Consider the following 24,349-nt stretch of genomic DNA (forward strand, 5'->3'; position numbering starts at 1 on the left):
AGCTTACAGCTTACAGCTTACAGCTTACAGCTTACAGCTTACAGCTTACAGCTTTGCAAAAGCGTCTTGTAGTGGTGGTACGACTTGCTTTTTGCGACTTAATACGCCGTCTAGCCATACTTTACCGTCTTTTGCTGTTTCACCATAAGCTTGCTCTACAATATTTGCATCGTCAGAGGCGATTAACATTTGTGAGCCTTCTTTCATTATGTCGGTAAGCAGCAAAAGCACAGAGTGGCGATTGCCTTCTTCTTTAAGCTTGGCAATATCAGCTTCAAGATCTGCTTTAATGTCATCAAATACCGCAAGGTCAATAACTTCTAGCTGACCTATGCCCACCAATTTACCGTTCATATTGAAATCTTTAAAATCACGCATGACTAAATCACGCGCTGGTGTGTCTTCAACTGCAGACTTAACGCGGAACATATCCATACCTAATTCTTTAAAGTCTTCCACACCGGCAATTTCGGCAAGTGCTTCAACGCATTTAATATCAGCAGTCGTACAGGTTGGTGATTTGAAAATAACTGTGTCACTTAATATTGCACACATCATGATGCCTGCAATGTCTTTTGGAATTTCAACATTGTAAAAATCATACATCATTTTAATAATGGTGTTTGAGCAACCGACGGGACGGATCCAGCACTCAAGTGGTGTAGAGCTGGTTAAATCGCCTAGTTTATGGTGATCAACAACACCGACAACGCGTGCTTGGTCGATATCATCAGGTGCTTGGGTTTTTTCTGTGTGGTCAACGATATATACGTCTTCACCTGCGTAGCTTAATTTAAGTTCTGGCGCTTCAAAGCCAAACTTATCAAGAATAAATTGTGTCTCAGGTGAAATTTCACCAAGGCGGGTTGGAATTGCAGGCTCTTCAATTTGGTTTTTCAAATAAGCCAGTGCAATTGCACCACAAATAGAATCTGAATCTGGGATTTTATGACCCACTACATACATTGACATGACGGAACTCCTTAAATTTTGCCGTATATTAGCAAAGTAATCTAACTTTGGCACATTACCACTGGTGAATTTTAGTAATATTGCATAACAAATTTCGACTGCCATTTTTACATATTTTTGGTTACACTTTAACTAATTGAATCTTTTAGGAAGAACTCCATGCAGTTAGGCCGCAAGGGCTGGAACAATGTAGTTATTTTTTCCATGCTGTTAATGATTTTCTTTTTCAATGGGTTGCACACTAAGCTTAACAGTGGTCCTGAACAACCGAGTGTACAATCCGTGTTACCGACGCAGAGTTTTATTTTAGCACTCGAATTCCCTGATCAAAAAATAGAGCGCATCGGCACGTCTTGGCGTGCTACTGCGTTAGTCAAAAACGCATCATCGAGTCTATGGCAGGCAACAGCCGTTAATCTTGTTGAATTAATTAATGAATGGCAAAGTACGCAGCTGTCGGTCGCTGAGAAACCGTCTACATTTCATAATACTCCCGGGCTAACTGTTGCTACTGTGTGGCTGGCTGGTGAGCAACTGCCTTGGTTATATCAATTATATCGCGCACCGCAGGACTATTATTTATTAGATAAAAGCAACCAGCGCGTGTTATTGCTTGATAAAGCCACGGCACAGCGTTTATTCCCTAGTTTTGATTTTTCACAAAGAGAGTCTAAATAGCATGCCTGAATTACCAGAAGTTGAAGTTAGCCGAATGGGGATCACTCCGCATATTTTGCAGCAAACAGTAACAAAGGTGAATATTCATAATCCGAATATGCGCTGGCCTGTACCTGATGAAGTGTATCAAATTGCTAACTTACCTGTGTTAGCTGTTGGGCGCAGGGCAAAATATTTGCTACTGGAATGTAAATTGGGCAGTGTTATTTTGCATTTAGGGATGTCGGGTAATTTACGAGTTGTAGAACAAGGTGAGCCATTAAAAAAGCATGATCATATCGAATTTATATTTGATAACAGTAAAGTTCTGAGACTAAATGATCCACGTCGATTCGGTTGTTGTTTATGGCAAGCTTTTGGGGAGTGCCATAGTTTATTTAGTAAGTTGGGCCCTGAGCCGCTTACTGATAAATTTACCGCTAAGCGCGTATATGAGCAGTCGCGCAATAAAAAGCTGCCAGTTAAACAATTTATTATGGACAACGCTGTAGTGGTTGGAGTCGGTAATATTTACGCCAATGAATCCCTTTTTAAAGCCGGTATTCACCCACAGCGCGAAGCTGGTAAAATATCGCTTGTGCGTTATCAGCAATTAGTGTCTATCATTAAAGATACACTTGCAGCTGCTATCATCCAAGGTGGTACAACGCTAAAAGATTTTGCGCAAAGTGATGGCAAGCCAGGCTACTTTGCCCAAGAGCTTTTAGTGTACGGCCGTAAAGGTGAGCCGTGTATGGTGTGTAAAAAAGCATTAACAGAAATTCGTTTAGGGCAGCGTAGTACCGTGTATTGTAGCCAATGCCAAAAATAAGCTAAGGCGTATGCACTTGTGAGCTGGTATTTACAGCTCAAATGGTGCAACGCCGATGGCTGTCATTTTATAACCCACTTGAGCTATCTCGCCGCTCCACGTTTCAGTGCTGATAACGCCAGTCACGACGATAGCATCGTATAGGCTTTCAATTGGCACGCCGCCTTTAATTGTTACATGAACAATTTGATTCGGTGGCGGTGGGGGTACATGGATACACGCGCCAAAATATGGCACCAGCAAAAACTCAGTGATCACTTCACTGTCACCTTCAAGTGGTACAACAAATCCCGGTAAACTGACCGATTGGCCATTTAGCTCTTTAACAACAGGAGCGTCTAAATCTGGTTGCACCCAGTTTTGCTCTGTCCCTTCATGACTGGCTTGATTTTGGGTGTCTATTTGTACATGGCCTTTAGGAATTAAATCTTCCCAAAAGATTTCTTTAGGTTCGTTGGCGAAACTATTAAGGCTCAAAATAGAACTAAAAATAACTAAGTAAACGACAGTGAGTTTTTGCAAATACTGCATGGTGTTCCTCTTAAATTTTAATGCTCATGCCATCAGACAGTGAGTAAAAATAGGCACGGGTAGCTGGTATTAAACCAACGATAAAACCGGCCGCCATAATAGCGCCGATCAGCATGAGTTCATAGCTCGATAGCATAGCAATGATGATTGTGATCCCTGCGTGGCTTTGTAGATAGCCAGCAGCGAGAGCCATAAGTAAATAAAATAATCCGCAACCCACTAGGCAACCTAAGAATGTGATCAGTAATGATTCAATACTGATCAAGGCGAACAGGTGCCAAGGCCTCGCACCCACTGAACGTAAAATGGCGAGTTCTCGACGGCGTTGATTGAGACTTGCTAATAGTGTAGTGAGCATGCCTAGTAGGCTCACTAGTACCACCACCATAGAAAAGAGCAGTAAGATTTTTTCCACGATAGTGAGCATTTCCCATAATTCACGTAACGTGACGCCAGGCATAATGGCAAGTAATGCTTCATTTTTAAACTGGTTGATATTACGACGTACTTGCAGAGTATAAAGTGGTGAATCAAAGCCGATTAAAAACGCAGTAATTTGTTTTGGATTGCCAATGAGGTCAGTAGGTTTTTCATGTTCATGTTCATGTCCGGTGTGGTGGTTAGTGCTGTGGATTTGTTCAATAGCAGCTAATGGTATATGCAGGGTTTTATCAACTGGCGTGCCCGTCGCATCTAAAATGCCCACCACAGTGAAGGGATTATCATTATGATGATGAAAGCTGGTATTACCCATACCGTGTGAAATAATGATACTATCGCCCAGCGAATAGCCTAACTTGGCTGCTACCTGCGCGCCCAGTACGACCTCATTTAAATGGGCGAAGGCGCGGCCTTGGCTGAACCTAAGCTGCTGCTTTTTAGCAAATTTATAATGTTGAAAATAATCAGCGGAAGTGCCCAGTACCGCTTGGCCTTTATGGCTATCTCCTAGTGATAGCGGAATGGTCCAGTTGACGCCGCGTTGTTGTTTTATATATTGGTAGCTTTGCCAGCTAACGCCATTGTTAGCATGACCAATGCGAAAAACCGAAGACAATAACAGCTGTATATCTCCGGTACGAGCGCCAACAATTAGATCTGTGCCAGAAATGGTATTACTAAAACTACTTTTGGCATCAACCCGCACTCGCTCAATACTCAGCAATAACATGACACTAACAGCAATAGTAAACAGAGTTAAGAATGCACTAGCGCGGCGATTATATAAGCTACTAATAGCAAGTTTTAAGAGGATCATTTATCTTGCTCCTGTAGCGACACTAAATCAATGTTGCGATTAAAAAGCGGTTGTAAGCTGGTATCATGGCTGACAAAAAGTAGGGTGCTATTCACTTCGTTTGCTTGTGCAAAAAGCAAGTTGATAAAGGACTGGCGATTGTTTGCATCAAGAGCAGACGTTGGCTCATCGGCAATTATCAATTCGGGGCTGCCAATAAAGGCGCGCGCCGCCGCGACTCGCTGTTGCTGGCCAATACTCAAGCTAGCCACATTTTGTTGGTGTAATTGCTCGTCTAAGCCCAGTGCATTTAATAGCCTTGAGGCCTCTTGATTAAGGGTTGGACTATTGATTAATGCTTTTATTTGCCGTGGTTTTGAAAATTGGCAACCTAATGTGACATTATCAATCGGTGATAAGTAAGGAAGTAGATTAAAATTTTGAAAGATATACCCAATATGCTCAGCGCGAAACTTATCGCATTTACTTTTACTTAATTGACCCAGTTCACAGCCTAAAATACTCAGTTGGCCTGATGTAGGGCGGTTAATGCCTGCAAGTAACGATAATAAAGTGGATTTACCGCAACCGCTGGGGCCATGTAAAAACACATGCTCCCCCTTTGCAATTTCAAGAGATGTAATCGCAATGGTTGGGTTAATTTGTTGTTTTTGCCATGTAAAACTTAGCTGTTTTATATTTATCATCACATAAATTACTGCTGGATTTTGATGTTATCTTATAACTTGCATAACAAAATACCAACTAAACTGCGTTAAATCACATAGTGCTTTAATTGTGATTTTCTTCGGTCTCGATTATTATTAGCGGCTTATAACCCCAATTCCATTCCTGTGCCTGTAATAGGCATGCCATACATCCGGAGATAGCATGACTAGCTATAAAGTTTTAGACGTAAACGATGATTTACCAATACGCACTAAGGGCACGGTTCACAGTGGCAAAGTGCGTTCAGTTTATTGGTTAACAGATGAAGACAGCGCACGCTTGATCAGCGAAAAAGGCTATCAAGTACCTAAAGGTACTGAGCTGGCTATTATGGTAATTTCGGATCGTATCTCCGCGTTTGATTGTATTTGGCAAGGTGAAAATGGTTTAAACGGCGTGCCAGGTAAAGGGGTCGCATTAAACACCGTTGCATCTCATTGGTTTAAGTTATTTGATCAGGCAGGCCTTGCGGGAAATCATATTGTTGATATTCCACATCCGTATGTGTGGATTGTTCGTAAAGCCAGTACCGTAAAAGTAGAAGCAATTGCTCGTCAGTATATTACTGGCAGCATGTGGCGTGATTACAGTAAAGGGGTGCGTAACTTTTGTGGTTTAGAATTACCTGAAGGCTTAACCGCTAATCAAAAGTTAAATGAAGTGTTAATTACGCCATCAACAAAAGGTATTATTACTGGCGTTGCTGATATTCCTGCTGTGGATGATGTAAATATCACCCGCGATAATATTTTAAATAACTTAGCCGTATTTAACTTTAAATCAGTAGAAGATGTTACTAAGTATGAGCAATTGCTGGTTGAAGGATTTACTCTGATAAGTGAAGAGTTGGCGAAATTGGATCAAATCTTCGTAGATACAAAGTTTGAGTTTGGCTATGTCGAAGATATTGATGGCACCGATAAGCTGATCTACATTGATGAAGTTGGTACGCCTGATTCATCGCGAATTTGGGATGGCGTTGCATTTCGCGATGGTAAAATTGTTGAGAACTCTAAAGAAGGGTTTAGGCAGTTATTAATTAATAATGTGCCTGATAGTGATGTATTACTGAATAAAGATCGTATGCCTGAACGCGAACAATTAGCTAAAGATTATATTTTACCTGAGTCGGTTATGCTATCAGTGTCAGAAACATATGTTGGTATTGCCAGTAAAATAGTTGGCTACGATGTGACTATTCCTACCGATCCTCGTGCTGAGGTGGTTGCTATTTTGGATCAGCAGTATGGTTTAATTTCCAAGCTTTAATTATTAGTAATTAACGTTCTCCAATTTAAAAGCTTAGAGTTTTACTATTATTTATAGTTACTGGGCTTTTATTCTTGCATTTATAGTCAGTCTCTAATTAACTTAACCTAAGATTAATTAGAGATACTCATATGTTAGTGTTCGCACGACAGGGGATGACTAAATGAAACTGCAAGTAATAGCAAAAAAAAGTATCATGATTGTTTTCGCAACGGTGCTTGCATGCGATATTTATGCGCAAGATGTTACGCTCCACATCGTCGATCAATATGGGCAGCCTCTTACCAATGCAGTAGTAGAAATTGCTAGCGAAAGCAATAAAACATTATCGCAACAATTACCTGTATTGATAATGGATCAAGTAGATAAGCAGTTTTCACCAACGCTGTTGATTGCTCATCAAGGGCAGCAAGTGAACTTCCCTAATAGCGATAATATTCGCCACCATGTATATTCTTTCTCTGAAGCTAAACCATTTCAGTTAAAGTTATATTCAGGGCAACCAGAAAATCCGATTACATTTGATAATCAAGGGGTCGTGGTACTTGGCTGTAATATCCATGATTCAATGCTTGGATATATTTATGTTGCTAAAAGTGCCGATGTTTATCAAAGTGATGAGCATGGGAATGTGCAACTAAGTGGCCTAACTTTGCCAATACAGCTAACTATTTGGCATGCTTTACAAAAGAACACACTCGAAGAAAAACAGCCTCTAACGTTAGCTGTAAATTCACCTCATAGTTTACAAGTAACACTGCAAACAACTGAGCCTAAGCCACGTAATACTTTTGGTAGTAAGTTTAAGGGCGGGAATGACTAATAGTTTAAAAAATCGCATAACTGTTTTATGTGTAGGCTTAGTGTTATTAACTACTGTTGTGAGCTTATTTAGTTTTTGGTGGTCGACAAGTCAATTTAATGAAAAAAAGGTCACTCAAGATATTAATGTGGCCGAAAATGTCTATAAGCAGTATCTGGCGTCAAAAGAAAGTTTATTGCTCACAGCTGCAAAAGTACTAACTGCTGATTTTGGTTTTAAACAAGCGGTTGCCACTAAAGATGCGAATACTATTAGTAGTGCATTGTATAATCATAGTCAGCGAATTAATGCAGATTTGATGCTGCTTCTAGATCTGTCAGGAAAGTTAGTTTCTACTAATAAACAGCAAGATTTAAATAATAATTTACAAGAATTAATGAATGAGTTGCTCAGCAATACAGAGCAATCTAGTTTTGTTGTGCTGCACGAACAATTGTATCAAGTCATTTTATTGCCTGTTAAAGCCCCGCGCACTATTGCGTACAGTTTAGTTGGCTTTAAAATTGATGATGAGGTTGCGGTTGAACTAAAAAACTTAACCGGTATGAATGTGAGCTTTATTGCTAAAAGCGATAATTTGGTTAAAAGCTCTTTGTTAGAGCGTCCGAGCCCGTTTATTCCAAACGAATATTTTCATAACTCCACCACAAAACGTATTTTTGGTGAACAATTGGTATATCGCAATCGCGATGTATATTTGCCTTCACTTGACAATCATCCCGTTAATGTCTTACTTAGTGCTGATTTAACGCAGAGTTACAGTGAATTTGAGCGATTATTCTACACACTAGTCATTCTTGCGTCTTTAACGATTTTTATCGGCGTTATAACCAGTAGTTTATTGGCCAAAAACTTAACCATGCCATTATCTCAATTAGCGAGTTTAGCGCGGCAGTTTGCGCGAGGAAACTACAGTGTTGATACGATGAATAAAAACCAAAGCAATGAAATAGCTACGTTAATTGATGCTTTTAAAAACATGGGTAATGATATTCAGGAGCGTGAACAACAAATCAGCTTTGCAGCAAAACATGATTCTTTAACTGGTTTTTATAATCGTTCTGCAATGCTGGAAGTGTTGAACGAAAATCTTCAACAAGACCAAGAATATACCTTAGTGGCAATAGATATTCGTGGCCTTAGGCATATCAACGATAAGTTAGGAGCTCGTATTGGCGATGACTGCTTAAAAGCAGTGGCGTTACGTATTGCTGAGTTTTCCGATGAGTTTGGTGGTTTACATGCACGTATTGGGGGGGATGAATTTTTAACCGCATTTCCTAGTAGTGCGGGGCGTAATCTTAAAAGTGGCATAGTTGGGTTAATGGCGCAGTTACAAGCGGGTTATACTATTCAAAAGCTTAAAATCAACTTACGCTTTAGTGCTGGTGTGGTCGAGTATCCTTCGCAGGGGTTACAAGCGGATGATTTAATGCGTCGGGTCTTGATTGCTGTGGATAGTGCTGCAAGTGCTCATGAAAATATTCATTATTATCTACCCGGAGAGGATGAAGCGCATCTTGAACGGCTTATTATGATCGATGAGCTCAAGCAAGCGATCAATGATGATGATGGTCAATTATTTATGACCTATCAGCCTAAATTACATATCGCTACACAACAAATCAATAAAGTGGAATCACTCATTCGTTGGCAACGCAAGGATGGTAGTTGGGTATCACCGGAGTTATTTATTGATTTAGCTGAACAATCGGGGTTGATTGTTGACCTTACCGGTTGGGTGGTAAAAACAGTGATAGAGCAGGTAGGGCTTTGGCAACAGCAAGATATTTATATGCAAGCTGCAATTAATGTTTCAGCCCAAGATATCGCTTATTCCGGGTTTCATTCCAATTTAATTCGTACTTTAAAACGGTTTTCAGTCGCACCTGCGCTTATCACGATTGAATTAACTGAGCGCGATATGATTGAAAATGAAGAAAAGGGCATTCAAGCGCTAGAAAATTTGAAAACGATCGGTGTCAAAATTTCTCTTGATGATTATGGCGTTGGGCAAACATCGCTAGGGCGCTTGAAAATGTTACCTATTGACGAGCTGAAATTAGATAAATGTTTTATTCTTAAACTTGATGAATCTGAAAAGGATCAGTTTATTGTTGAATCCACGATTACCTTAGGTCATCAACTTGGTTTTTCTGTCGTAGCCGAAGGAGTTGAAACATCAGGATCGCTTGAGTTATTGCAAAAAATGCAGTGTGATCATGTGCAAGGATACTATCTAAGTCGCCCACTCAAAGCAGATGCGTTTGAGCAATGGTTGGAGCAGTATAATGAAAAAGCTTAAATTATTATTTTTAACTGTTATCGCATTATCTGCATTCAATACCTTTGCCTCAACAGGTAAGCTGTTAGCAACACCAGGGGTATCGCAAGTGGAAGGCAGTGGTGGCGGTGGTATCATACCCTGGGCACAGCTTGCAGGCTATGCCAGCGAAGATGAGTTTTCTATCAATGGTTTTTGTAGTCGTGCCGATGTTACCGATTACAGCTTGGATGTATGCGGTGCCCAAGTTAACTTATTTAATCGCGTTGAGCTTAGCTATGCACAGCAAAATTTTGCTGTACCAGCTCTAAATACCGAGATAGAACAAGAAATCACCGGTGTGAAGGTGAGACTCTATGGTGATATTGTTTATAGTGACTGGCCTCAACTTTCGCTGGGAGTGCAATATAAATCCCTTGATGATGGCACAGTCGCTACGCTTGTCGGCGCGGATGATACCTCAGGCACAGATATTTACTTAGCAGCAAGCAAGTTACACTTGGGAGCCGTTGCAGGCTATAACTGGTTTTGGAATGTTACCACGCGCTATAGTGAAGCAAATCAGCTTGGCTTACTCGGCTATGGTGGTGCGAATAGCAATGAAAAACTGCTATTTGAAGGCAGTACTGCCATTTTTCTCAGTCGAGAAGTTGCTGTTGGAATAGAGTATCGTCAAAAATCAAATAATCTCGGATTGGGTGAGCAAGATTGGCAAGATGTGTTTGTCGCTTGGATGCCAAATAAATACGTAAGTGTGACTGCCGCATACCTTGATTTAGGTAGTATTGCTGGAGCAAAAGATCAAACTGGTTGGTACTTATCGGTAACAGGATATTGGTAATGGGAAAAATACTAACAACGATAGTGTTAATAGCCAGCTTAGCTGGTTGTTCATCGGCTTCAAATCTAACGTTGTATCAGCAACTTGATGGTCAAGCAGGGCTAGAAAGATTAGTCGACAGTTTTATTAATCAAATCGGGAATGATAAGCAGATAATTCATTACTTTGAGCATGCAAATATTAGCCATTTCCGCGAAGGCTTTATTAATCATTTGTGTGTATTAACTGATGGGCCCTGTGAGTACACGCGTGATAGCATGGTTGATATTCATACTGGCATGCACATCACCGAAGCGGACTTCAATCATGTTGTCGATTTGCTTATTAATGCCATGAATGAACAAAATATTGATCATACAGTACAAAATAAAATACTCGCGAAAATGGCACCACTGAGATCTGAAATTATTAAGATTTAGTGATTCAGCAACTTTAAAGCAGCTTCACTAACGTGATGTGGCTTTATTTCGTTAATAATATCTTTTTCAAGTAGCTGATCGCCATTTGCAATTAACGTAATAGCATTAGTTACTTTGGGTGCCACAACACTCCATGGTGAAGTTCCGAGGCCCACTACAGCAACAAAAGGAATATTGAATGCAGCTGCAATATGCATGGGGCCAGAGTCGATGGTCAGTAATAAATCAAGCTCACCGATAGCGTCTATCATAGTTATAATCGAAGTTTTTCCTGCAAGGACAACAGAGTCAACTTGTTGCTGATTTAGCTGCTGATGTAATTGCTGGGCATCTTTAAGCTCGCCGTTATCCCCAAAAATATAAAAAGTGCAGTCTATATTTTTAGCTATATCTGCCATTGCAATAAATGAAAACTCATTAGGGTAATGACGAAAGCCTTTATTTTTTCCGCCAAAATAAATCCCGATAGATTTTTTGTTCTGTTTAGGGATTAACAGGCTCGGCTCTTTTACCAGCACGGTCTTTGGTATAGAGCTAAACGGATTATCATGGGGTTCATTCACAAGTCGGCAGTAGCGAAATATATAGTGGTGATTTTCGTTTAACTTTAACTTATGCGTTAATAATGGCGAACGTCCATTTTTGGCATAACCCACTCGGTATTTGATACTTGCTAAAAAGCAAAGTATTGCTTCAGACAATGAGTTGCGCATAATTATTGCAACTTGAATATTTGTGGCTTTAAGTGTTTTAGCGAACGCCCAAATAGACACAGGTTGAGTCTTATTAAAGCGTTCATCAACTATAATTGAATAGTCGGTTTCACGCTTAAACATCTCAACTAAATGAGGCCTAATTAGTAATATAATATTTTTATTTGGATAAAGGTTTTTAAGTAGCTGCAATGAAGGTGTGCAATTGACCGCGTCGCCAATGAACTTTGGTAGTACGACTAAAATATTGCCTGTTACTTGGCTAGCAGTTATCGTATTATGATTTTTTTTCATTATGCTTAACTCTGAACATCCATCGTTTTTAGAACTGATAATATTAGTAATATTTACTATTACTGGATTAGGTTGATAAGTATATACGAGTTCTAAGATTAATAACTCCTAAAATACACTTCTATTGGTGTTAGAGCGTAATGTTAAGCTCATTTTCACATTCCAAATTTATTTTTCCTATTTATTCAACGATGATTATTTAAGGGGGCGTCTAGCATTATATGAGAAAAAGTTGATTTCACCCATACTGCTTTTAAGTGTATTTACAGTGTAAATATTAGCTGGCAAGATTATGGTGTAAGAGCAATTTAGCTATTGAATAAAAAAAGCTGACTTTTTCGTCAGGTTAATTATAAGGAACACAATGAAAAACATCGTAACTTGCCAATGGCTAAACAAGCACTTAAACGACCCCAAGCTGATTATTTTTGATGCCGGTATGGTGCGTCCAGGTAAGCTGGGAGAGTATAAACCAGAAGCTAAGTTACCTAATGCACAGCGTTTTGACTTTAAAAAGCAATTAGCCGATCAAGACAATCCGCTACCGCATACCATGTGCAGTGCGGAGCAATTTACTCAGCAGATGCAGTTAATGGGGGTTGATAAAGATTCCTTAGTTATCATTTACGAAGACCAAGGCTTATTTAGTGCTGCAAGAGGTTGGTGGATGTTTAAAGCCATGGGCTTTGATAATGTCAAAGTACTCGATGGTGGCCTTGCTAAGTGGCAGTCGTTGGGTTATTTAACGCAAATTGAATATAGCCGCCATTATCATAAAGGTAACTTTGCTGCCAAACCGCGAGTTGGTTACTTTATTGATGCGGCTGCAGTCTTTCAGGGTATCGATGATGAGCAAACGGTATTGCTTGATGCGCGTGGTTATCAGCGTTATTTAGGTGAAATGGCAGAGCCGAGAGCTGGGATGCGCAGCGGCCATATTCCTAATAGCCGCGCTTTACCTTTTGTTGAATTATTGGATGATGGTGAAGCAAAGCCATTCGTTGACATTAAAGCTACGTTCGACGCTGTACTTGGCGATCAAGCAGATCTGCAAACTACCTTGCAATTTAGTTGTGGCTCCGGCGTTACTGCATGCATCTTGGCGTTATTTGCCGATGAGTGCGGATATGAAAATCTGCATGTTTATGACGGCTCCTGGAGTGAATGGGGCGGCCGAGACGAATTACCTATCGAAACAGGTCCTTGTCCTTCGCGTTAAACGCAAATCCGTAGTGCTGCCAGTAATCAATGGCTTTATTATTGAGAGGCTGGCGTACTTGTACTTTGCTTGCTGTTGCCGACGGGCTATGTTGTTTATGAAAATCCAGACACTTAACTTGCCAAGGTAAATCACAAAAATCATAGAGCAGCTGCGTGCTTGTGATTGGCTCTGATACTAATGTTTCGTATTGCATAATCATCACATTATCCGGGTGTTTTGCTGCAAAATGATTTATCAAAGAGCTGTAATCTTGATAAAAACTATCGATGTCTTGCAGGTTATAGCTATAGTGATGAAACGCACTGGCTGGGCTGTACAGTTGGCGGTAATTAGCTATACAGCTAGCTTTTCGGCCTCGTTGCATGCAAATGATTTTAGCCTTCGGGAAAGCCGCTAAAATTAAATCGATATAGTAAAAATTAAATGGCTGTTTGTCGCAGCTGCGTAGCTGTGCTGCTACTAGTTGACTAATACGCTGTTTATACTGACTCAACTGCGCCATTAACGCAGCATTTTTATATGCGTCATTGAGCACCACGCTATTTAATGCCTGAGCATTATTACCTTGGCAAACTTGGGCAATATCATTGAGTTCACCAACACCTTGCACCAAATCTGATTGATTCATTATTTTTTCTAGCAAAGTAGTCCCTGAGCGCGGCATACCAACAATAAATATCGGAGTAAAATCGTTGTCGCTTAAGGACGGCGTATAACTGTGACTTAAGGTTATCAGTTGCTGGCTAAATGCTTTGTGAGCTTGCGCATCATATTTTACATGCTGACAGATCGCTTGCTTACTTGTAGTAAAGTGGGCAAAGGCTTGCTTATAATCAGCGCAGTGCTCGTAATTGAGTGCAATCGCATGGTGCAGAAATTGTTGCTGCATCGGCGTTTTAGCGTATTCGGTTAAAGTTAACAGCTGTTGTAAATGCTGCTTAGCCTGCTTGTTATTGTTAAGTTCAGCTAGCGAGTAGTGAGCTTGAAAATGCTGCGGATGTAACTCTGTAAGTGTACGCAGTAGCTGTATAGCATCATTCAATTGCCCCATGATTTTATAGGCCACAGCTAAGTTATAACAGATTTGTGGATTTTCAGGAGCATGTTGATAGGCCCGTAATTGCCATTCTAATGCATGTTGATAGTAGCCTAAGCGAGTTAATACATTGGCAATTAAATCGCATTCAATAGCATTAAACTGTGTGTACTCTACTGCTTTATTAATCGCTTGTTGCGCATATAACAGGTTGCCACTGAGTACCGCTAATTTTGCCGAGTGAGCAAAGTATAATGGCATTGGATCAATGCTAATCGCTTTATTGAGTAGTTTATGTGCCTTGCTAATATCATTTGCTGCAACATTTACTTGCGCCAGCAAAAAATAGCTAAAGTGATCATCTGGTGTGTTTTTAATATTACTGATCAGTAATAAATGCGCGTCATTAAGCTTGCCATGGTTAATAGCGTGCTCAATTTGTTGTTGTAGGTGTTTTTGAACTGATGTTAATTGCATAGTAAGAAGCATAAAAGCCTTGGCGTAAAACACCAAGGCTTTTTTAGTTTATAGATAACCGTTATTACAGTTCAAAGTTATACGTAAACTTCATGCCGATAGTACGCGGTGTTGTAGTGTAGTGACCATACACACGTTGTAGTTCAGGCAGGTCTTTATTGAGTTCATCATATTTAGCCATACCTGCCCATGATTTATCACGGCGTACCGAAGTAAAGGCATACTTATCGAATAAATTATCAACATAAATAGTGGCAGACCACATATCACCCGTTAGCTTGGCTGATAAGTTACTCAAGGCATAGCCTGCAAGTGTTTCACCATCGGCTTTTAAGCCAACTTTAGTGATCACGTCACTTTGCGCGGTCATACCGTAGTTAATGCTTAGTAGTTTATCGTCTAGTACATCTTGTTCATAACGCAGGCCAAACGAAAGCTGATGCTCAGGTGCGCCTGGTAGGCGGTCTCCATCGGCACCATTGTAGTATGCTTGATACTGGGCATACGTTTCATCTAACTCGCCAAATAAAATTGGCACATTTTCAGTTAGCTGAGCTTTTGCATAGGCGTAAGTCGCGTAGGCCGTCCAGTTATCAGCAATTATAGCGCGAGATGAAATTTCTACGCCTTTTGAATTCGCTGAACCAGCGTTCGAAGTTATAAGCTCCTGACCATTAACTGTTGAAGAACCAACTTGCGCATCCTTCCAATCAACATTAAACAATGCCGCGTTAAAGTGTAAGCGGTTTTTAAACCAGCTCGATTTAAAACCAAGTTCATAGTTTACTGTGGTATCTGGTTTATAATCTTGCTCATTTGGCAATGTACAAATAACTTGTTGTTCAGGAAGTACATCTGGGCAAAGAGGAATGCCATTGTCACCGCCAATTCTGAAGCCTTCACTTACGGTAAAATAAGCAAGCACACCAGAATCAAAAGTATAGTTTGCGTTAAACTTAAACAGGCTACCGCTATCATTGGTTTTTATATTCGAGAATTCAATTTTATTCAGCGATGAAATGTAGTTTTCATCTTCAACATAAAGTGGTGTGGCTGAACCAATATCAGATGAAATGTCATATTCATACATGCGTGCACCAAGCGTTACATTCAACTTTTCAGTAAAGCTATAACTTATCTCACCAAATAATGCTTTCTCTGTGGTTTCTGAATTAGTTAATAAAATATACTCAAGGTCAGTTTCTATGTTTGGGATTTCATCCCCCCAGAACTCAGTTAAACCGGGTGTGTATTCACGGTCATTAACATGGCTTTCAAGCTTGTTGTAATAACCACCCACAATCCAGTTGAAGGCACTATCAGAGTTAGACACTAAGCGAATTTCTTGAGTGAAATTATCACGTTTGGATGTATCCCGTGTTTGCGCTACAAATGCTGGAAATTCAGCGTAGCCTGAATATATATCGTAAAGCAGGTCAGTTTGGTCACGTTGCCCTGATTGCTCGTAGCTTGACCATCCAGAGGCAGATACTAATTCTGCAAAGCCTAGATCCGCTTTAATTTCCAAGCTTAATAAGTCGTTTTCTTCTTCACCTGGCTCAAGTATCCGCGCGGCATTTTCGTATTGACCCACCATGCCCTGTAGGCCGCTGCTGTCACTTAATGAATTATATTGCGATGTAGAATTACCGCCATTTTCTTGTTTTTGATAAAAATAGTTTAGTGTTGCCTCAACAGCTTCGTTGGCTTGCCAACGCAGTGACACACGGCCTGTAGTAATTTTTTCATCATTTACGTCACTGACACTGCGCAAGTTAGCGCTGACATCTTGTGGGTTGGTAAAATCAGGATTTGGGTTTGATAGGCCTGGGTTTTGTACTACGAAGTTATAATCGATATAACCTGGGTTGGTGTAGTAATTGACGCTAGCGCGGATTGCCAATACATCATCAATTAACGGCGTATTAAATACTAAACCAAACTCACCGCCAGTGCCGTCACTTTCGTTTAAGCTAAACACATCACCAGTGACTTGCCCTTCGGTAATATCAAGCTGCGGTTGCTTTAATAAGTAACGAATTGCACCACCTAATGTTCCCGCTCCGTATAATGTACCTTGTGGACCGATAAGCACTTCAACACGATCTACGTCTGTTAAACGTAAATCAATATTAAGTGGGATCTCACCCACGTAAGTGGCAACTGTGCCACCATCAGAAATACGATCTGAAGTATTGGTATTTAAGCCACGGACAATAATCGGTGAACCTTCACGGCCACCTTGATCAGAAATAGTTAAACCTGGCACCCAGCGTGCCACATCTTCAAGATCACCAATGTTTTGATCTTTGATCACATCACCATCAAGGGCGGTAATATTAAGTGGTGCCTCTTGCACTGAGCCCGCACGACGAGTCGCGGTAATTTGAATTGTTTCAATTGCTTTTTCTGCTTGGGTTGTTGACTGCGCAGCAAGGTGATGGCTATTAAATAAAATAGCAGAAACAGCTGATGCAAGAAGCGCTGGCCTAAAGGTATTCATGTTCATTTTCCGAATAAGTTACAGTGATTTTATGCTTAAAAATCAAGCTGAGTTGATTATTTAAACAAAACACATTGGATGTTTAGTGAATTTATATCCAAGTGTAATGTATTTTTATTCTTTTGGTTATGCTTTATTTGTGTTTTTATGCCATTATTTTGAATAAGTATCTAAATATTTTTGTAAGGGCAGTTTTTACAGTTGTTTTTACAGCACTTTCCGCGCTTTAAGAAAAACCAACGACTGAATACCATATAACTATTTTGCATTTCATAATCGAGGTGTTCGATTAAATTATCGTTACTGTGAAAAGATTTTGCGAAAGCAAGTTGTTCTTTGAGAGGGCGTTTATAGAGGGTATTTAAAAATAGATTGATTTTAGTCAACGTACAATCTCTGCATAAACAGCTGGTGGTTGTGCTATCAAGCGGTAAAATAGCAGGCAGCTCATTGCACCAACAGGCATTGATATCATCAACATTGCAGTTAAGAGTAGCTTGGCATTGCGAGCAGGCTAAAATAGTCATTAGATATATTTTAATCTTCAATGAAATAGTCAGTTACAGGATAACAGATAATTAAAAATGAACAGAGCACAAGCGTTAGCAGAATTCGTCACTTTTGGTAAACACAAAGACGAAGCCATAAGTATTATTGTTTCAACAACAAGTGATGAGCAAAGCCCTGCTTACACATTAACGCTCGCAACTGTTCTTGATGTGCTCACTCGCTGCCAAGCAGATGAGATTGATTTAGACGATCTGGAGTTGTGGGCGAATGTTATAGAATCTAGAACCGACATCGACTATAGCGCCGTCGAAGGGGTTATCTATGCCCTCAGCAACAGCGAACAAATGGGCGAGCTTGATAAGAGTAAAGTTACGAAGCTAATTGGATTGTTGAGAATTTAGCCGTCAGCTTTAAGTAGCAAGCCATAAACGTCCCAGTGTTGAAATGGGGCATTTTAATAATTGCTAGGTATGTTATCTATGTGGAATAGTACCTGCGAGTAGGCTATAATTATAACCTTACTTTGGAGGTCATATGTCGAATACAGCGGTAAAAGGCAAAGCGAAAAACTCACGTGTTTTTGCTCCTAAAATGAGTAATTTTGTGGTCAGCTCAAGCTACGAAGGTTTAGTTTTCAAGAAAGAAAATCAAGATAAAACTATCCGTGAATTAAAGCTGAAATATGCGCGATAAGTATGGGGTTAGTAATGATAGTTATTGCTACCCTAACTCTGATATTTTAAAAAATAAATTAAACATTACCAAAGCCACTGATCTTGGGGAAGCAGAGCTTGCATTTACAGCCACAAGATATAAAGAATATTCATCAAAAATCACTACCATAAAAGATTTCAGTTTAAATCATTTAAAGCACCTTCATTGGCAGCTATTCCAAGATATTTATGATTGGGCAGGTCAGATTAGAGTCGTTGATATTGCTAAAGGTGATACTCGATTTTGTACTTGCTCTAGAATCGAAGCGGAATCACAAAAGCAGTTTACTCGTATTCAAGCATTAGAAAACATCATTTCGCAAGATGAGTTGTTGAGTGAAATAACTGATATTTTCTGTGAATTAAACATTATCCACCCATTTAGAGAGGGTAATGGAAGAGTGCAGCGCTTTTTCTTTGAAGAGCTATTTTTTCACCTAGGAATGAATGTTAATTGGCCTAACATTTCAAAGGAGCAATGGATTGAGGCTAACGTTAACGGCTACTTAGGTGATATTCGCGAATTAAATAAAATCTTTAATGATGCTATTTTATAGAATTTCTGACTTAAAAAATCTTTGCTTCCTAAAATAATGTATCGTTAGTCGATACGAAAAACTATTTTGTCAGCTGGTAAGATGTTTTCTATTTATAAATAAAAAAGCCGTGTTTGATTTAACAAGCGCGGCTTAAAATTTTACAGCTTACAGTCTATTACTTATGATATCCCAAGCAGGTTTCTACTTCGTTTTTCGAACCTAAAATCACCGCTACGCGCTGGTGGATGGCGTCGGGTTGAATATCCATAATACGTTCTGTGCCAGTTGAGGCGATGCCGCCGGCTTGCTCGATTAACATCGCCATTGGGTTTGCTTCATAAAGTAGGCGTAGTTTATTTGGTTTGTTTGGATCTTTAGTGTCGGTTGGGTAGGTAAAAATACCACCGCGACATAATACGCGATGAACATCACCGACCATGGCGGCAATCCAGCGCATGTTAAAGTTACGCGCTCGTGGGCCTGTTTCGCCAGCGATTAAGTCATTTATGTAGTTTTGCATCGCAGGCTGCCAATGGCGTTGATTTGACGCATTGATGGCGTATTCGTTGGTCTCTTCTGGTACTTGGGCAAAATCTTGAGTGAGTAAGAAGCTGCCGTGTGTTTTATCTAGCGTGAAGAAACGTGTACCTTTGCCGGTCGTTAATGCAAGCACTGTAGATGGGCCATATAATACATATCCCGCAGCGACTTGGCTTTTACCTGGCTGCATAAAGATACTTTGATCTGCAGGATCTGAGCCTTCAGGCGCTTTCATTACTGAGAAAATAGTACCAACCAGTGAATTGATATCGGTATTTGATGAGCCATCAAGAGGGTCAAAGGCGACGATATATTCTGCATTCGGGTTGCCAGCTACTGTGTAGTCTTCTTCTTCAGAGGCTATCGCTTTTACGTAGCCTGACTCCAGTAAAATATCTTTAAGTAGTTGGTTGGTCAGAACATCGAGTTTCTTTTGTGTTTCGCCTTGAATGTTTTCATCAAGCGTTGAACCGAGCACACCGGACAAGGCTCCTTGGCCGACGCGGAATGAAATTTCTTTACAGGCCGCTAAAATCGTTCTGATCAATGAGATTAACTCTCTAGGGCAACCGTCTTCAAGTAATACCGGAGGTAGTCTACGCATTCTATTTTCCTGATAACGTTATGGGCCATGATAATCATAGGGTGAGAGGGATCATCACAGCAAGCGCTGAATTTCGTCTTAAATAACTGTATTTTAGGTGCAAACTCCTATACTGGATACACCTTAACCGTATTTAAAACGCGAATAACAAAGATAAAATTATGCAAAAAATACCATTGATACGTTACATATTCTTTACTGTGTTGCTAACTATGATAACCCAAGCGCACGCAGCAATTAAGTCTATTAATGATTTTACTGAAAAAATGAATCATTTTCCGGGCTACTTTTCTTTTTATTACGACACTCAAAACGGTAAAATTTATTTAAAAGTTGATAAACTCAAGCAGCAATTTTTATTACAGCAAAGCTTGCCTTATGGTGTCGGCTCTAACGATATTGGCCTTGATCGCGGCCAGTTAGGCAATACGCATCTTGTACAGTTTGAGCGCTTTGGCGATAAAGTGATGTTACGGGCTATTAATACCTACTACCGTGCAAATACCAGCAATAAAGCCGAACAAAAAAGTATTCAAGAAGCCTTTGCATCAAGTATTTTAGCGGGTTTTAAAGTGGTTGCACAAAGCCCGCAAGCTGTATTGATTGATTATACGCCCTATTTACTGAGCGATGTACATGGTGTGGGTCGAACGCTTGCTGCACGTAAACAAGGCAATTTTAGCCTTGATGAAAGTCGCAGTGCAGTAAATATGGATCGCTCAAAAGCGTTTATGAAAAATACTGAACTTGAAGCTGTGCTGACATTTAATGGCACTCAACCGGGTGAGTATATTCGTCAGGTCAGTGCTGACCCTTACGCATTAACCGTGCATATGCATCACTCTTTAATACAGTTACCTGATGATAATTACACGCCACGTGCGTTTCATCCGCAATCAGGTTATTGGAGTATTGAACATAAAGATTATGCCGCGCCATTAAGTGAATCAATGTTGGTACGTTATATTCCGCGTCATCGTCTAGCGAAAAAAGACCCAAGCTTACCTATTAGCGAACCCGTTGAGCCGATTATTTATTATTTAGATCCAGGCGTACCAGAGCCAGTAAAAACAGCGTTACTCGACGGCGCAAAATGGTGGGATGATGCGTTTTCTCAAGCGGGTTATAAAAATGCATTTATTGTTAAAGTGTTACCAGATAACGCCGATCCTATGGATGTGCGTTATAACGTGATCCAGTGGGTGCATCGTGCAACGCGCGGTTGGTCTTATGGCAGCTCGGTGATCGATCCGCGTACAGGTGAGATTTTAAAAGGTCACGTTACATTAGGCTCACTGCGTGTGCGCCAAGATATTTTAATTGCTGAAGCACTTGCAGCGCCTTATTTAAAAGGTAATGAAGTGGCAAAAACGTTACAAGCAATGGCACTTGATCGTATTCGCCAGCTCAGTGCTCACGAAATTGGTCACACACTTGGGATTGCACATAATTTTGCAGCCTCGGTGGCCGATCGTGCGTCTGTTATGGACTACCCACATCCATTAGTGGGCTTTAATGACCAAGGTGAACTCGATGTGAGCCGAGGTTATGCACAAGGTATGGGGCAGTGGGATACGCAAGTTATAAAGTACGGTTACAGTGATTTTCGTAACCTTGATGAAGATACAGAACTAAGTGCAATTTTAGCGGATAACCAAGCTAAAGGGCTGGAGTTTATTTCTGATAGTGATGCACGAGCGCAAGGTGGCGCGCATCCAACAGCACATTTATGGGATAACGGCAGTTCGCCAAGTGAAGAGCTATTAAGAGTGCTTGACGTAAGACAACAAGCACTCGCTAAATTTGGTATTAACAATATCAAAGAAGGAACGTCACTATCTCAGCTAGAAGAGATGCTGGTGCCGCTGTATTTATTCCATCGTTATCAGGTCGAGTCTGCTGTAAAACTGATTGCAGGTGTTGATTATGATTACGAAGTACGTGGTCAAGGTATGGTAAAAGGTGCACAAGTTGTTGCAAAGGCAACTCAACAGCTCGCTTTAAAGGCCATCTTAGCTACCCTAAATGCTGATAATTTAGTATTACCAGAATCAGTGTTAGCGCTAATTCCACCCAAGGCCTATGGCGAATCTAAAAGCCGAGAAAGCATTGTTGGCCGCACTGGCTTAACCTTAGATGCAATGGCGCTACCCGAAGTGGCTGCACAACATAGTTTAGCGTTATTGCTAAATAGCCAACGATTAAATCGTTTAGCACAGCAACAAGCGCGCAGTGATGCATTTTTTAGCTTAGATGAACTGCTTGCAAAAGTTTATCAGCAGGTGTTTTTGATTCAGAGTAAAAAAGGCATGGCAGGCAAAATTACTCAGCGGGTGCAGTTATTAACAGCAAAGCAGTTTGCTGATTTAGTCGCCAGTGATAAAGTTGCTCCAGAGGTGCAAGCTCAGTTGCGTTATTACTTAGTAAAACTGAGTAAGGCGTATCAGCAAGAGTCTTTACTTAGCAGTGCTGATGTTGGTGAAAGTGCGTTTAAGCAATACTTAGCCGATCAAATTAAACAGTTTCTAGCTTCCGGCAATTGGCCTACAAATTTTACTGCATTACCAATCCCACCAGGATCACCAATTTAAATGTTAACTACAAGGCTCTAGAAGCTAGGGCCTAGTTTCTCTTGCATAAAACTGGTTTTTTGTTAACCTAGCCGCCTTCCATTTTTAGTCTTTTTGAGGTGTTTATGGCGTTTTTATCTCGTTCGATATTGGCGATGTCCATAGCACTATCAAGTCTTAATGTCAGCGCTAAAGCCGTGTGCGAAGTAGAGCTAAGGCATGGTTTGATCATCACTGATGATGTCATTCGTATTGTTGATAAGGGCCAAACCCGCGTACAAATAAATAATGATAATCAACTATTTATCCGTGGCTATTGGATTGATCTAACGTCAGATGAAACCCTAGTGTTAAATCAGTTTAGCGCGGGTATTCGCGATACGGTGCCTGAGTTGGTAGAGTTGGCAACTGACGGTGTTAATCTTGGCTTAAGTGCGATAGAGCAAGTTGTTGAAGGTATGTCGGACAAAGAGTCGGAAGTGCTAAAAACGCAACTGCAATATGTTGAGCGCGCTTTAATGGATAAATTTAAACGCGGTGATGATTTCTTTTTTATTGCCCCACAATCACTATCTAAAATTGATGATTTTTTTACCGAAGAGATCAGTCAAAAAATTCACTCTGCAGTTCACGGCTCTCTCGGCGCTATTTTAGTTTCTCTAGGTGATGCATTTAAGTCCCGCGAAGGTAATATTGAAGATCGTATCAATGACATGGGACAGCGCATGGATATTATTTCAAAAGAAATCGATAAGTCACTGCAGAAAAAAGCTCAACAGTTAGAGTTAAAAGCCTCAGAATACTGTGAATGTTTAAACTCGCTTGATGTCACCGAATCACGGTTACAAATGATAGTACCAAGTATGGCTGATTTTGATTTAGTACAAATTAAATCTTAACTTAATCAATTCAATTACTAGGATCTAAACTTGCCTGTTTCAGCTTCTAAATGGCTAGTCAGTCCTTTTATCAAGTCCGTTTGGCATGGGCTTGATGCGATAGGTCTGCGGTCTGTGAGGCGGTGTCAGAGATAGTCACAATGCGTCTTGCTGTGTGTTCCCCTGCATCGAGCTGCTCTTTAGCTGCAATGGCTGCATTGAGTGCTATAAACATTGCTCCAGCGAACAAAATTATTTTAGTTCTTAATACTAAACCTGACAGCACATCGCGCCCCTTATTATTGTTATGACCATGATTTTCTACCGTGTTTGTCGGCTTTTAATTAACAATAATAACGGAATTAGACGTGACTTTTACTTAAGTTTCCACTGTAGGTAATTTAAAGTAAAATTTCTGCTGCGCTTAAGAGTCGATATTCTCCGCTGGAAAGGGTCTCATCAAGCTCGATATTTGCTACTTTTTCTCTATGTAATTCAACTACCTTATTACCGACTGCAGCGAGCATACGTTTAACCTGATGATATTTACCTTCGCAGATCGACAAACGCATACGATATGTGGCAAGTTGCTCTGCAATTGCGGGTCTGGTTAGCTCTTTTTCGTTGTGTAATTGCACTCCTTGGCGAAGTTTTTCCAGCGCATCATCCGTTAGAGGTTCTTGCGTTTCAATCAGGTAAGTCTTAAATTTGTTATGTTTTGGGGAGGTGATTTTATGTGACCAATCGCCATCATTGGTAATGATCACAAGTCCAGTCGTATCGAGATCAAGCCGACCTGCAACATGAAAATCACTCATGTTAGGTTCATCGAGTAAATCAAATACCGTTGGGTGTAACTCGTCACTGTTAGCGCATACATAACCGACCGGTTTATTCAGCATGTAATAACGTTTACCTAAAAAAACTAGCGGCTTACCTTGCCACAATACGTCATCAGTTGCTGTGATTGGATGATCATAAGCGCTGATCACCTCGCCATTTACGCTGGCATCTTTACGCTTTATTCCTGCCCTCGCTTTGGTGCGTGGCGTTTCTGCTAGATGGCTAATAAATTTATCTAGGCGGCAAGGGAATTTCATTGGGTTCACACTTCTAGTCGACTACAATGGCGGCGAGTATAACGGATCGTGATAAC

General features: G+C 40.4%; 24 protein-coding genes. 13 read left to right on the forward strand and 11 right to left on the reverse strand.

The window, feature by feature from the left end; translation table 11 throughout:
- Positions 1–45 precede the first annotated feature (45 nt).
- On the reverse strand, positions 46–972 hold the full coding sequence (locus J7338_RS16365; RefSeq protein WP_210798037.1) for a manganese-dependent inorganic pyrophosphatase: 927 nt from the start codon (positions 970–972) through the stop codon (positions 46–48).
- A gap of 159 nt (positions 973–1,131) precedes the next feature.
- Here J7338_RS16365 and J7338_RS16370 point away from each other — a divergent pair, with 159 nt between their 5' ends.
- Entirely contained in the window at positions 1,132–1,650 is a 519-nt protein-coding gene (locus J7338_RS16370; protein WP_210798038.1) for a hypothetical protein, read from the forward strand.
- Position 1,651: 1 nt separating this feature from the next.
- Entirely contained in the window at positions 1,652–2,461 is an 810-nt protein-coding gene (gene mutM / locus J7338_RS16375) for a bifunctional DNA-formamidopyrimidine glycosylase/DNA-(apurinic or apyrimidinic site) lyase (RefSeq protein ID WP_210798039.1), read from the forward strand.
- 30 nt (positions 2,462–2,491) lie between these two features.
- Here the strand turns inward: mutM and J7338_RS16380 are convergent, their stop codons facing one another.
- The 3 genes from J7338_RS16380 to J7338_RS16390 are packed head-to-tail and all read right to left on the reverse strand — an operon-like array spanning position 2,492 to position 4,936.
- Complete coding sequence (locus J7338_RS16380) at positions 2,492–2,992, reverse strand: DUF3299 domain-containing protein (RefSeq protein ID WP_210798040.1); 501 nt, start codon at positions 2,990–2,992, stop codon at positions 2,492–2,494.
- 10 nt (positions 2,993–3,002) lie between these two features.
- Entirely contained in the window at positions 3,003–4,250 is a 1,248-nt protein-coding gene (locus tag J7338_RS16385; protein ID WP_210798041.1) for an ABC transporter permease, read from the reverse strand.
- Positions 4,247–4,936, reverse strand: a complete 690-nt coding sequence (locus J7338_RS16390) for an ABC transporter ATP-binding protein (protein ID WP_210798089.1) — start codon at positions 4,934–4,936, stop codon at positions 4,247–4,249. Before J7338_RS16390 ends, J7338_RS16385 begins: the two co-directional genes overlap by 4 nt.
- Before the next feature lie 184 nt (positions 4,937–5,120).
- Between J7338_RS16390 and J7338_RS16395 the strand changes: the two genes are divergently transcribed.
- The 5 genes from J7338_RS16395 to J7338_RS16415 all read left to right on the forward strand — a co-directional run bounded on the left by J7338_RS16395 (position 5,121) and on the right by J7338_RS16415 (position 10,594).
- Positions 5,121–6,227 (forward strand): phosphoribosylaminoimidazolesuccinocarboxamide synthase, encoded by a 1,107-nt coding sequence (locus J7338_RS16395; protein WP_210798042.1) that lies wholly within the window; start codon positions 5,121–5,123, stop codon positions 6,225–6,227.
- A 163-nt stretch (positions 6,228–6,390) separates the two neighbouring features.
- Positions 6,391–7,050, forward strand: coding sequence for a methylamine utilization protein (locus J7338_RS16400; RefSeq protein WP_210798043.1), 660 nt, complete (start codon positions 6,391–6,393; stop codon positions 7,048–7,050).
- Positions 7,043–9,355: a putative bifunctional diguanylate cyclase/phosphodiesterase gene (locus J7338_RS16405; protein ID WP_210798044.1), complete on the forward strand. Its 2,313-nt coding sequence runs from the start codon at positions 7,043–7,045 to the stop codon at positions 9,353–9,355. The genes J7338_RS16400 and J7338_RS16405 overlap by 8 nt, the downstream gene beginning before the upstream one ends.
- Positions 9,342–10,175: a DUF3034 family protein gene (locus J7338_RS16410; protein WP_210798045.1), complete on the forward strand. Its 834-nt coding sequence runs from the start codon at positions 9,342–9,344 to the stop codon at positions 10,173–10,175. The genes J7338_RS16405 and J7338_RS16410 overlap by 14 nt, the downstream gene beginning before the upstream one ends.
- On the forward strand, positions 10,175–10,594 hold the full coding sequence (locus J7338_RS16415; RefSeq protein ID WP_210798046.1) for a group I truncated hemoglobin: 420 nt from the start codon (positions 10,175–10,177) through the stop codon (positions 10,592–10,594). The genes J7338_RS16410 and J7338_RS16415 overlap by 1 nt, the downstream gene beginning before the upstream one ends.
- Here J7338_RS16415 and J7338_RS16420 read toward each other — a convergent pair.
- Entirely contained in the window at positions 10,591–11,601 is a 1,011-nt protein-coding gene (locus J7338_RS16420) for a glycosyltransferase family 9 protein (protein WP_210798047.1), read from the reverse strand. The two genes, J7338_RS16415 and J7338_RS16420, sit on opposite strands and share 4 nt — an antisense overlap.
- A gap of 364 nt (positions 11,602–11,965) precedes the next feature.
- On the opposite strand from J7338_RS16420, the gene J7338_RS16425 reads away from it, so the two are divergent.
- Positions 11,966–12,820 (forward strand): sulfurtransferase, encoded by an 855-nt coding sequence (locus tag J7338_RS16425; RefSeq protein ID WP_210798048.1) that lies wholly within the window; start codon positions 11,966–11,968, stop codon positions 12,818–12,820.
- Here the strand turns inward: J7338_RS16425 and J7338_RS16430 are convergent.
- The 3 genes from J7338_RS16430 to J7338_RS16440 form a co-directional block, all read right to left on the reverse strand.
- Positions 12,789–14,336, reverse strand: a complete 1,548-nt coding sequence (locus tag J7338_RS16430) for a tetratricopeptide repeat-containing sulfotransferase family protein (protein ID WP_228733014.1) — start codon at positions 14,334–14,336, stop codon at positions 12,789–12,791. The genes J7338_RS16425 and J7338_RS16430 overlap by 32 nt on opposite strands.
- A 64-nt stretch (positions 14,337–14,400) precedes the next feature.
- Positions 14,401–16,839 carry a TonB-dependent receptor gene (locus tag J7338_RS16435; protein WP_210798050.1) on the reverse strand — a complete coding sequence of 813 codons (2,439 nt, stop codon included), beginning with the start codon at positions 16,837–16,839 and terminating at the stop codon, positions 14,401–14,403.
- Between the two features lie 170 nt (positions 16,840–17,009).
- The gene (locus tag J7338_RS16440) at positions 17,010–17,366 is read right to left on the reverse strand and encodes a DUF5522 domain-containing protein (RefSeq protein ID WP_210798051.1); all 357 of its coding nucleotides are present in this window, start codon (positions 17,364–17,366) and stop codon (positions 17,010–17,012) included.
- Between the two features lie 57 nt (positions 17,367–17,423).
- Between J7338_RS16440 and J7338_RS16445 the strand changes: the two genes are divergently transcribed.
- The 3 genes from J7338_RS16445 (at position 17,424) to J7338_RS16455 (ending at position 18,619) form a co-directional block, all read left to right on the forward strand.
- Positions 17,424–17,750 (forward strand): hypothetical protein, encoded by a 327-nt coding sequence (locus J7338_RS16445; protein WP_210798052.1) that lies wholly within the window; start codon positions 17,424–17,426, stop codon positions 17,748–17,750.
- Positions 17,751–17,883: 133 nt separating this feature from the next.
- Complete coding sequence (locus J7338_RS16450) at positions 17,884–18,042, forward strand: hypothetical protein (RefSeq protein ID WP_210798053.1); 159 nt, start codon at positions 17,884–17,886, stop codon at positions 18,040–18,042.
- Positions 18,032–18,619 (forward strand): Fic/DOC family protein, encoded by a 588-nt coding sequence (locus J7338_RS16455; RefSeq protein WP_210798054.1) that lies wholly within the window; start codon positions 18,032–18,034, stop codon positions 18,617–18,619. Before J7338_RS16450 ends, J7338_RS16455 begins: the two co-directional genes overlap by 11 nt.
- Positions 18,620–18,776: 157 nt before the next feature.
- Here the strand turns inward: J7338_RS16455 and J7338_RS16460 are convergent, their stop codons facing one another.
- On the reverse strand, positions 18,777–19,745 hold the full coding sequence (locus J7338_RS16460; RefSeq protein WP_210798055.1) for a class 1 fructose-bisphosphatase: 969 nt from the start codon (positions 19,743–19,745) through the stop codon (positions 18,777–18,779).
- Between the two features lie 161 nt (positions 19,746–19,906).
- Between J7338_RS16460 and J7338_RS16465 the strand changes: the two genes are divergently transcribed.
- On the forward strand, positions 19,907–22,336 hold the full coding sequence (locus J7338_RS16465) for a zinc-dependent metalloprotease (protein ID WP_210798056.1): 2,430 nt from the start codon (positions 19,907–19,909) through the stop codon (positions 22,334–22,336).
- A 104-nt stretch (positions 22,337–22,440) separates the two neighbouring features.
- Positions 22,441–23,214, forward strand: coding sequence for a YggN family protein (locus J7338_RS16470; protein ID WP_210798057.1), 774 nt, complete (start codon positions 22,441–22,443; stop codon positions 23,212–23,214).
- Between the two features lie 70 nt (positions 23,215–23,284).
- On the opposite strand, the gene J7338_RS21060 is transcribed toward J7338_RS16470, so the two are convergent.
- Together J7338_RS21060 and rsuA are read right to left on the reverse strand one after the other, a co-directional pair.
- A complete protein-coding gene (locus tag J7338_RS21060) occupies positions 23,285–23,479 on the reverse strand; it encodes a hypothetical protein (protein ID WP_338052476.1) in 195 nt (64 codons plus the stop codon).
- A gap of 115 nt (positions 23,480–23,594) precedes the next feature.
- Entirely contained in the window at positions 23,595–24,293 is a 699-nt protein-coding gene (gene rsuA / locus J7338_RS16480; RefSeq protein ID WP_210798058.1) for a 16S rRNA pseudouridine(516) synthase RsuA, read from the reverse strand.
- Positions 24,294–24,349: the final 56 nt, after the last annotated feature.

This window comes from Pseudoalteromonas ostreae (assembly GCF_018069805.1).
Taxonomy (GTDB): domain Bacteria; phylum Pseudomonadota; class Gammaproteobacteria; order Enterobacterales; family Alteromonadaceae; genus Pseudoalteromonas; species Pseudoalteromonas ostreae.

Bases quoted from the DNA above. Each gene is read 5' to 3' on its own strand.
- J7338_RS16365 (WP_210798037.1), bottom strand. From the start codon at position 972: ATGTCAATGTATGTAGTGGGTCATAAAATCCCAGATTCAGATTCTATT.
- J7338_RS16370 (WP_210798038.1), top strand. From the start codon at position 1,132: ATGCAGTTAGGCCGCAAGGGCTGGAACAATGTAGTTATTTTTTCCATG.
- mutM (WP_210798039.1), top strand. From the start codon at position 1,652: ATGCCTGAATTACCAGAAGTTGAAGTTAGCCGAATGGGGATCACTCCG.
- J7338_RS16380 (WP_210798040.1), bottom strand. From the start codon at position 2,992: ATGCAGTATTTGCAAAAACTCACTGTCGTTTACTTAGTTATTTTTAGT.
- J7338_RS16385 (WP_210798041.1), bottom strand. From the start codon at position 4,250: ATGATCCTCTTAAAACTTGCTATTAGTAGCTTATATAATCGCCGCGCT.
- J7338_RS16390 (WP_210798089.1), bottom strand. From the start codon at position 4,936: ATGATAAATATAAAACAGCTAAGTTTTACATGGCAAAAACAACAAATT.
- J7338_RS16395 (WP_210798042.1), top strand. From the start codon at position 5,121: ATGACTAGCTATAAAGTTTTAGACGTAAACGATGATTTACCAATACGC.
- J7338_RS16400 (WP_210798043.1), top strand. From the start codon at position 6,391: ATGAAACTGCAAGTAATAGCAAAAAAAAGTATCATGATTGTTTTCGCA.
- J7338_RS16405 (WP_210798044.1), top strand. From the start codon at position 7,043: ATGACTAATAGTTTAAAAAATCGCATAACTGTTTTATGTGTAGGCTTA.
- J7338_RS16410 (WP_210798045.1), top strand. From the start codon at position 9,342: ATGAAAAAGCTTAAATTATTATTTTTAACTGTTATCGCATTATCTGCA.
- J7338_RS16415 (WP_210798046.1), top strand. From the start codon at position 10,175: ATGGGAAAAATACTAACAACGATAGTGTTAATAGCCAGCTTAGCTGGT.
- J7338_RS16420 (WP_210798047.1), bottom strand. From the start codon at position 11,601: ATGAAAAAAAATCATAATACGATAACTGCTAGCCAAGTAACAGGCAAT.
- J7338_RS16425 (WP_210798048.1), top strand. From the start codon at position 11,966: ATGAAAAACATCGTAACTTGCCAATGGCTAAACAAGCACTTAAACGAC.
- J7338_RS16430 (WP_228733014.1), bottom strand. From the start codon at position 14,336: ATGCAATTAACATCAGTTCAAAAACACCTACAACAACAAATTGAGCAC.
- J7338_RS16435 (WP_210798050.1), bottom strand. From the start codon at position 16,839: ATGAATACCTTTAGGCCAGCGCTTCTTGCATCAGCTGTTTCTGCTATT.
- J7338_RS16440 (WP_210798051.1), bottom strand. From the start codon at position 17,366: ATGACTATTTTAGCCTGCTCGCAATGCCAAGCTACTCTTAACTGCAAT.
- J7338_RS16445 (WP_210798052.1), top strand. From the start codon at position 17,424: ATGAACAGAGCACAAGCGTTAGCAGAATTCGTCACTTTTGGTAAACAC.
- J7338_RS16450 (WP_210798053.1), top strand. From the start codon at position 17,884: ATGTCGAATACAGCGGTAAAAGGCAAAGCGAAAAACTCACGTGTTTTT.
- J7338_RS16455 (WP_210798054.1), top strand. From the start codon at position 18,032: ATGCGCGATAAGTATGGGGTTAGTAATGATAGTTATTGCTACCCTAAC.
- J7338_RS16460 (WP_210798055.1), bottom strand. From the start codon at position 19,745: ATGCGTAGACTACCTCCGGTATTACTTGAAGACGGTTGCCCTAGAGAG.
- J7338_RS16465 (WP_210798056.1), top strand. From the start codon at position 19,907: ATGCAAAAAATACCATTGATACGTTACATATTCTTTACTGTGTTGCTA.
- J7338_RS16470 (WP_210798057.1), top strand. From the start codon at position 22,441: ATGGCGTTTTTATCTCGTTCGATATTGGCGATGTCCATAGCACTATCA.
- rsuA (WP_210798058.1), bottom strand. From the start codon at position 24,293: ATGAAATTCCCTTGCCGCCTAGATAAATTTATTAGCCATCTAGCAGAA.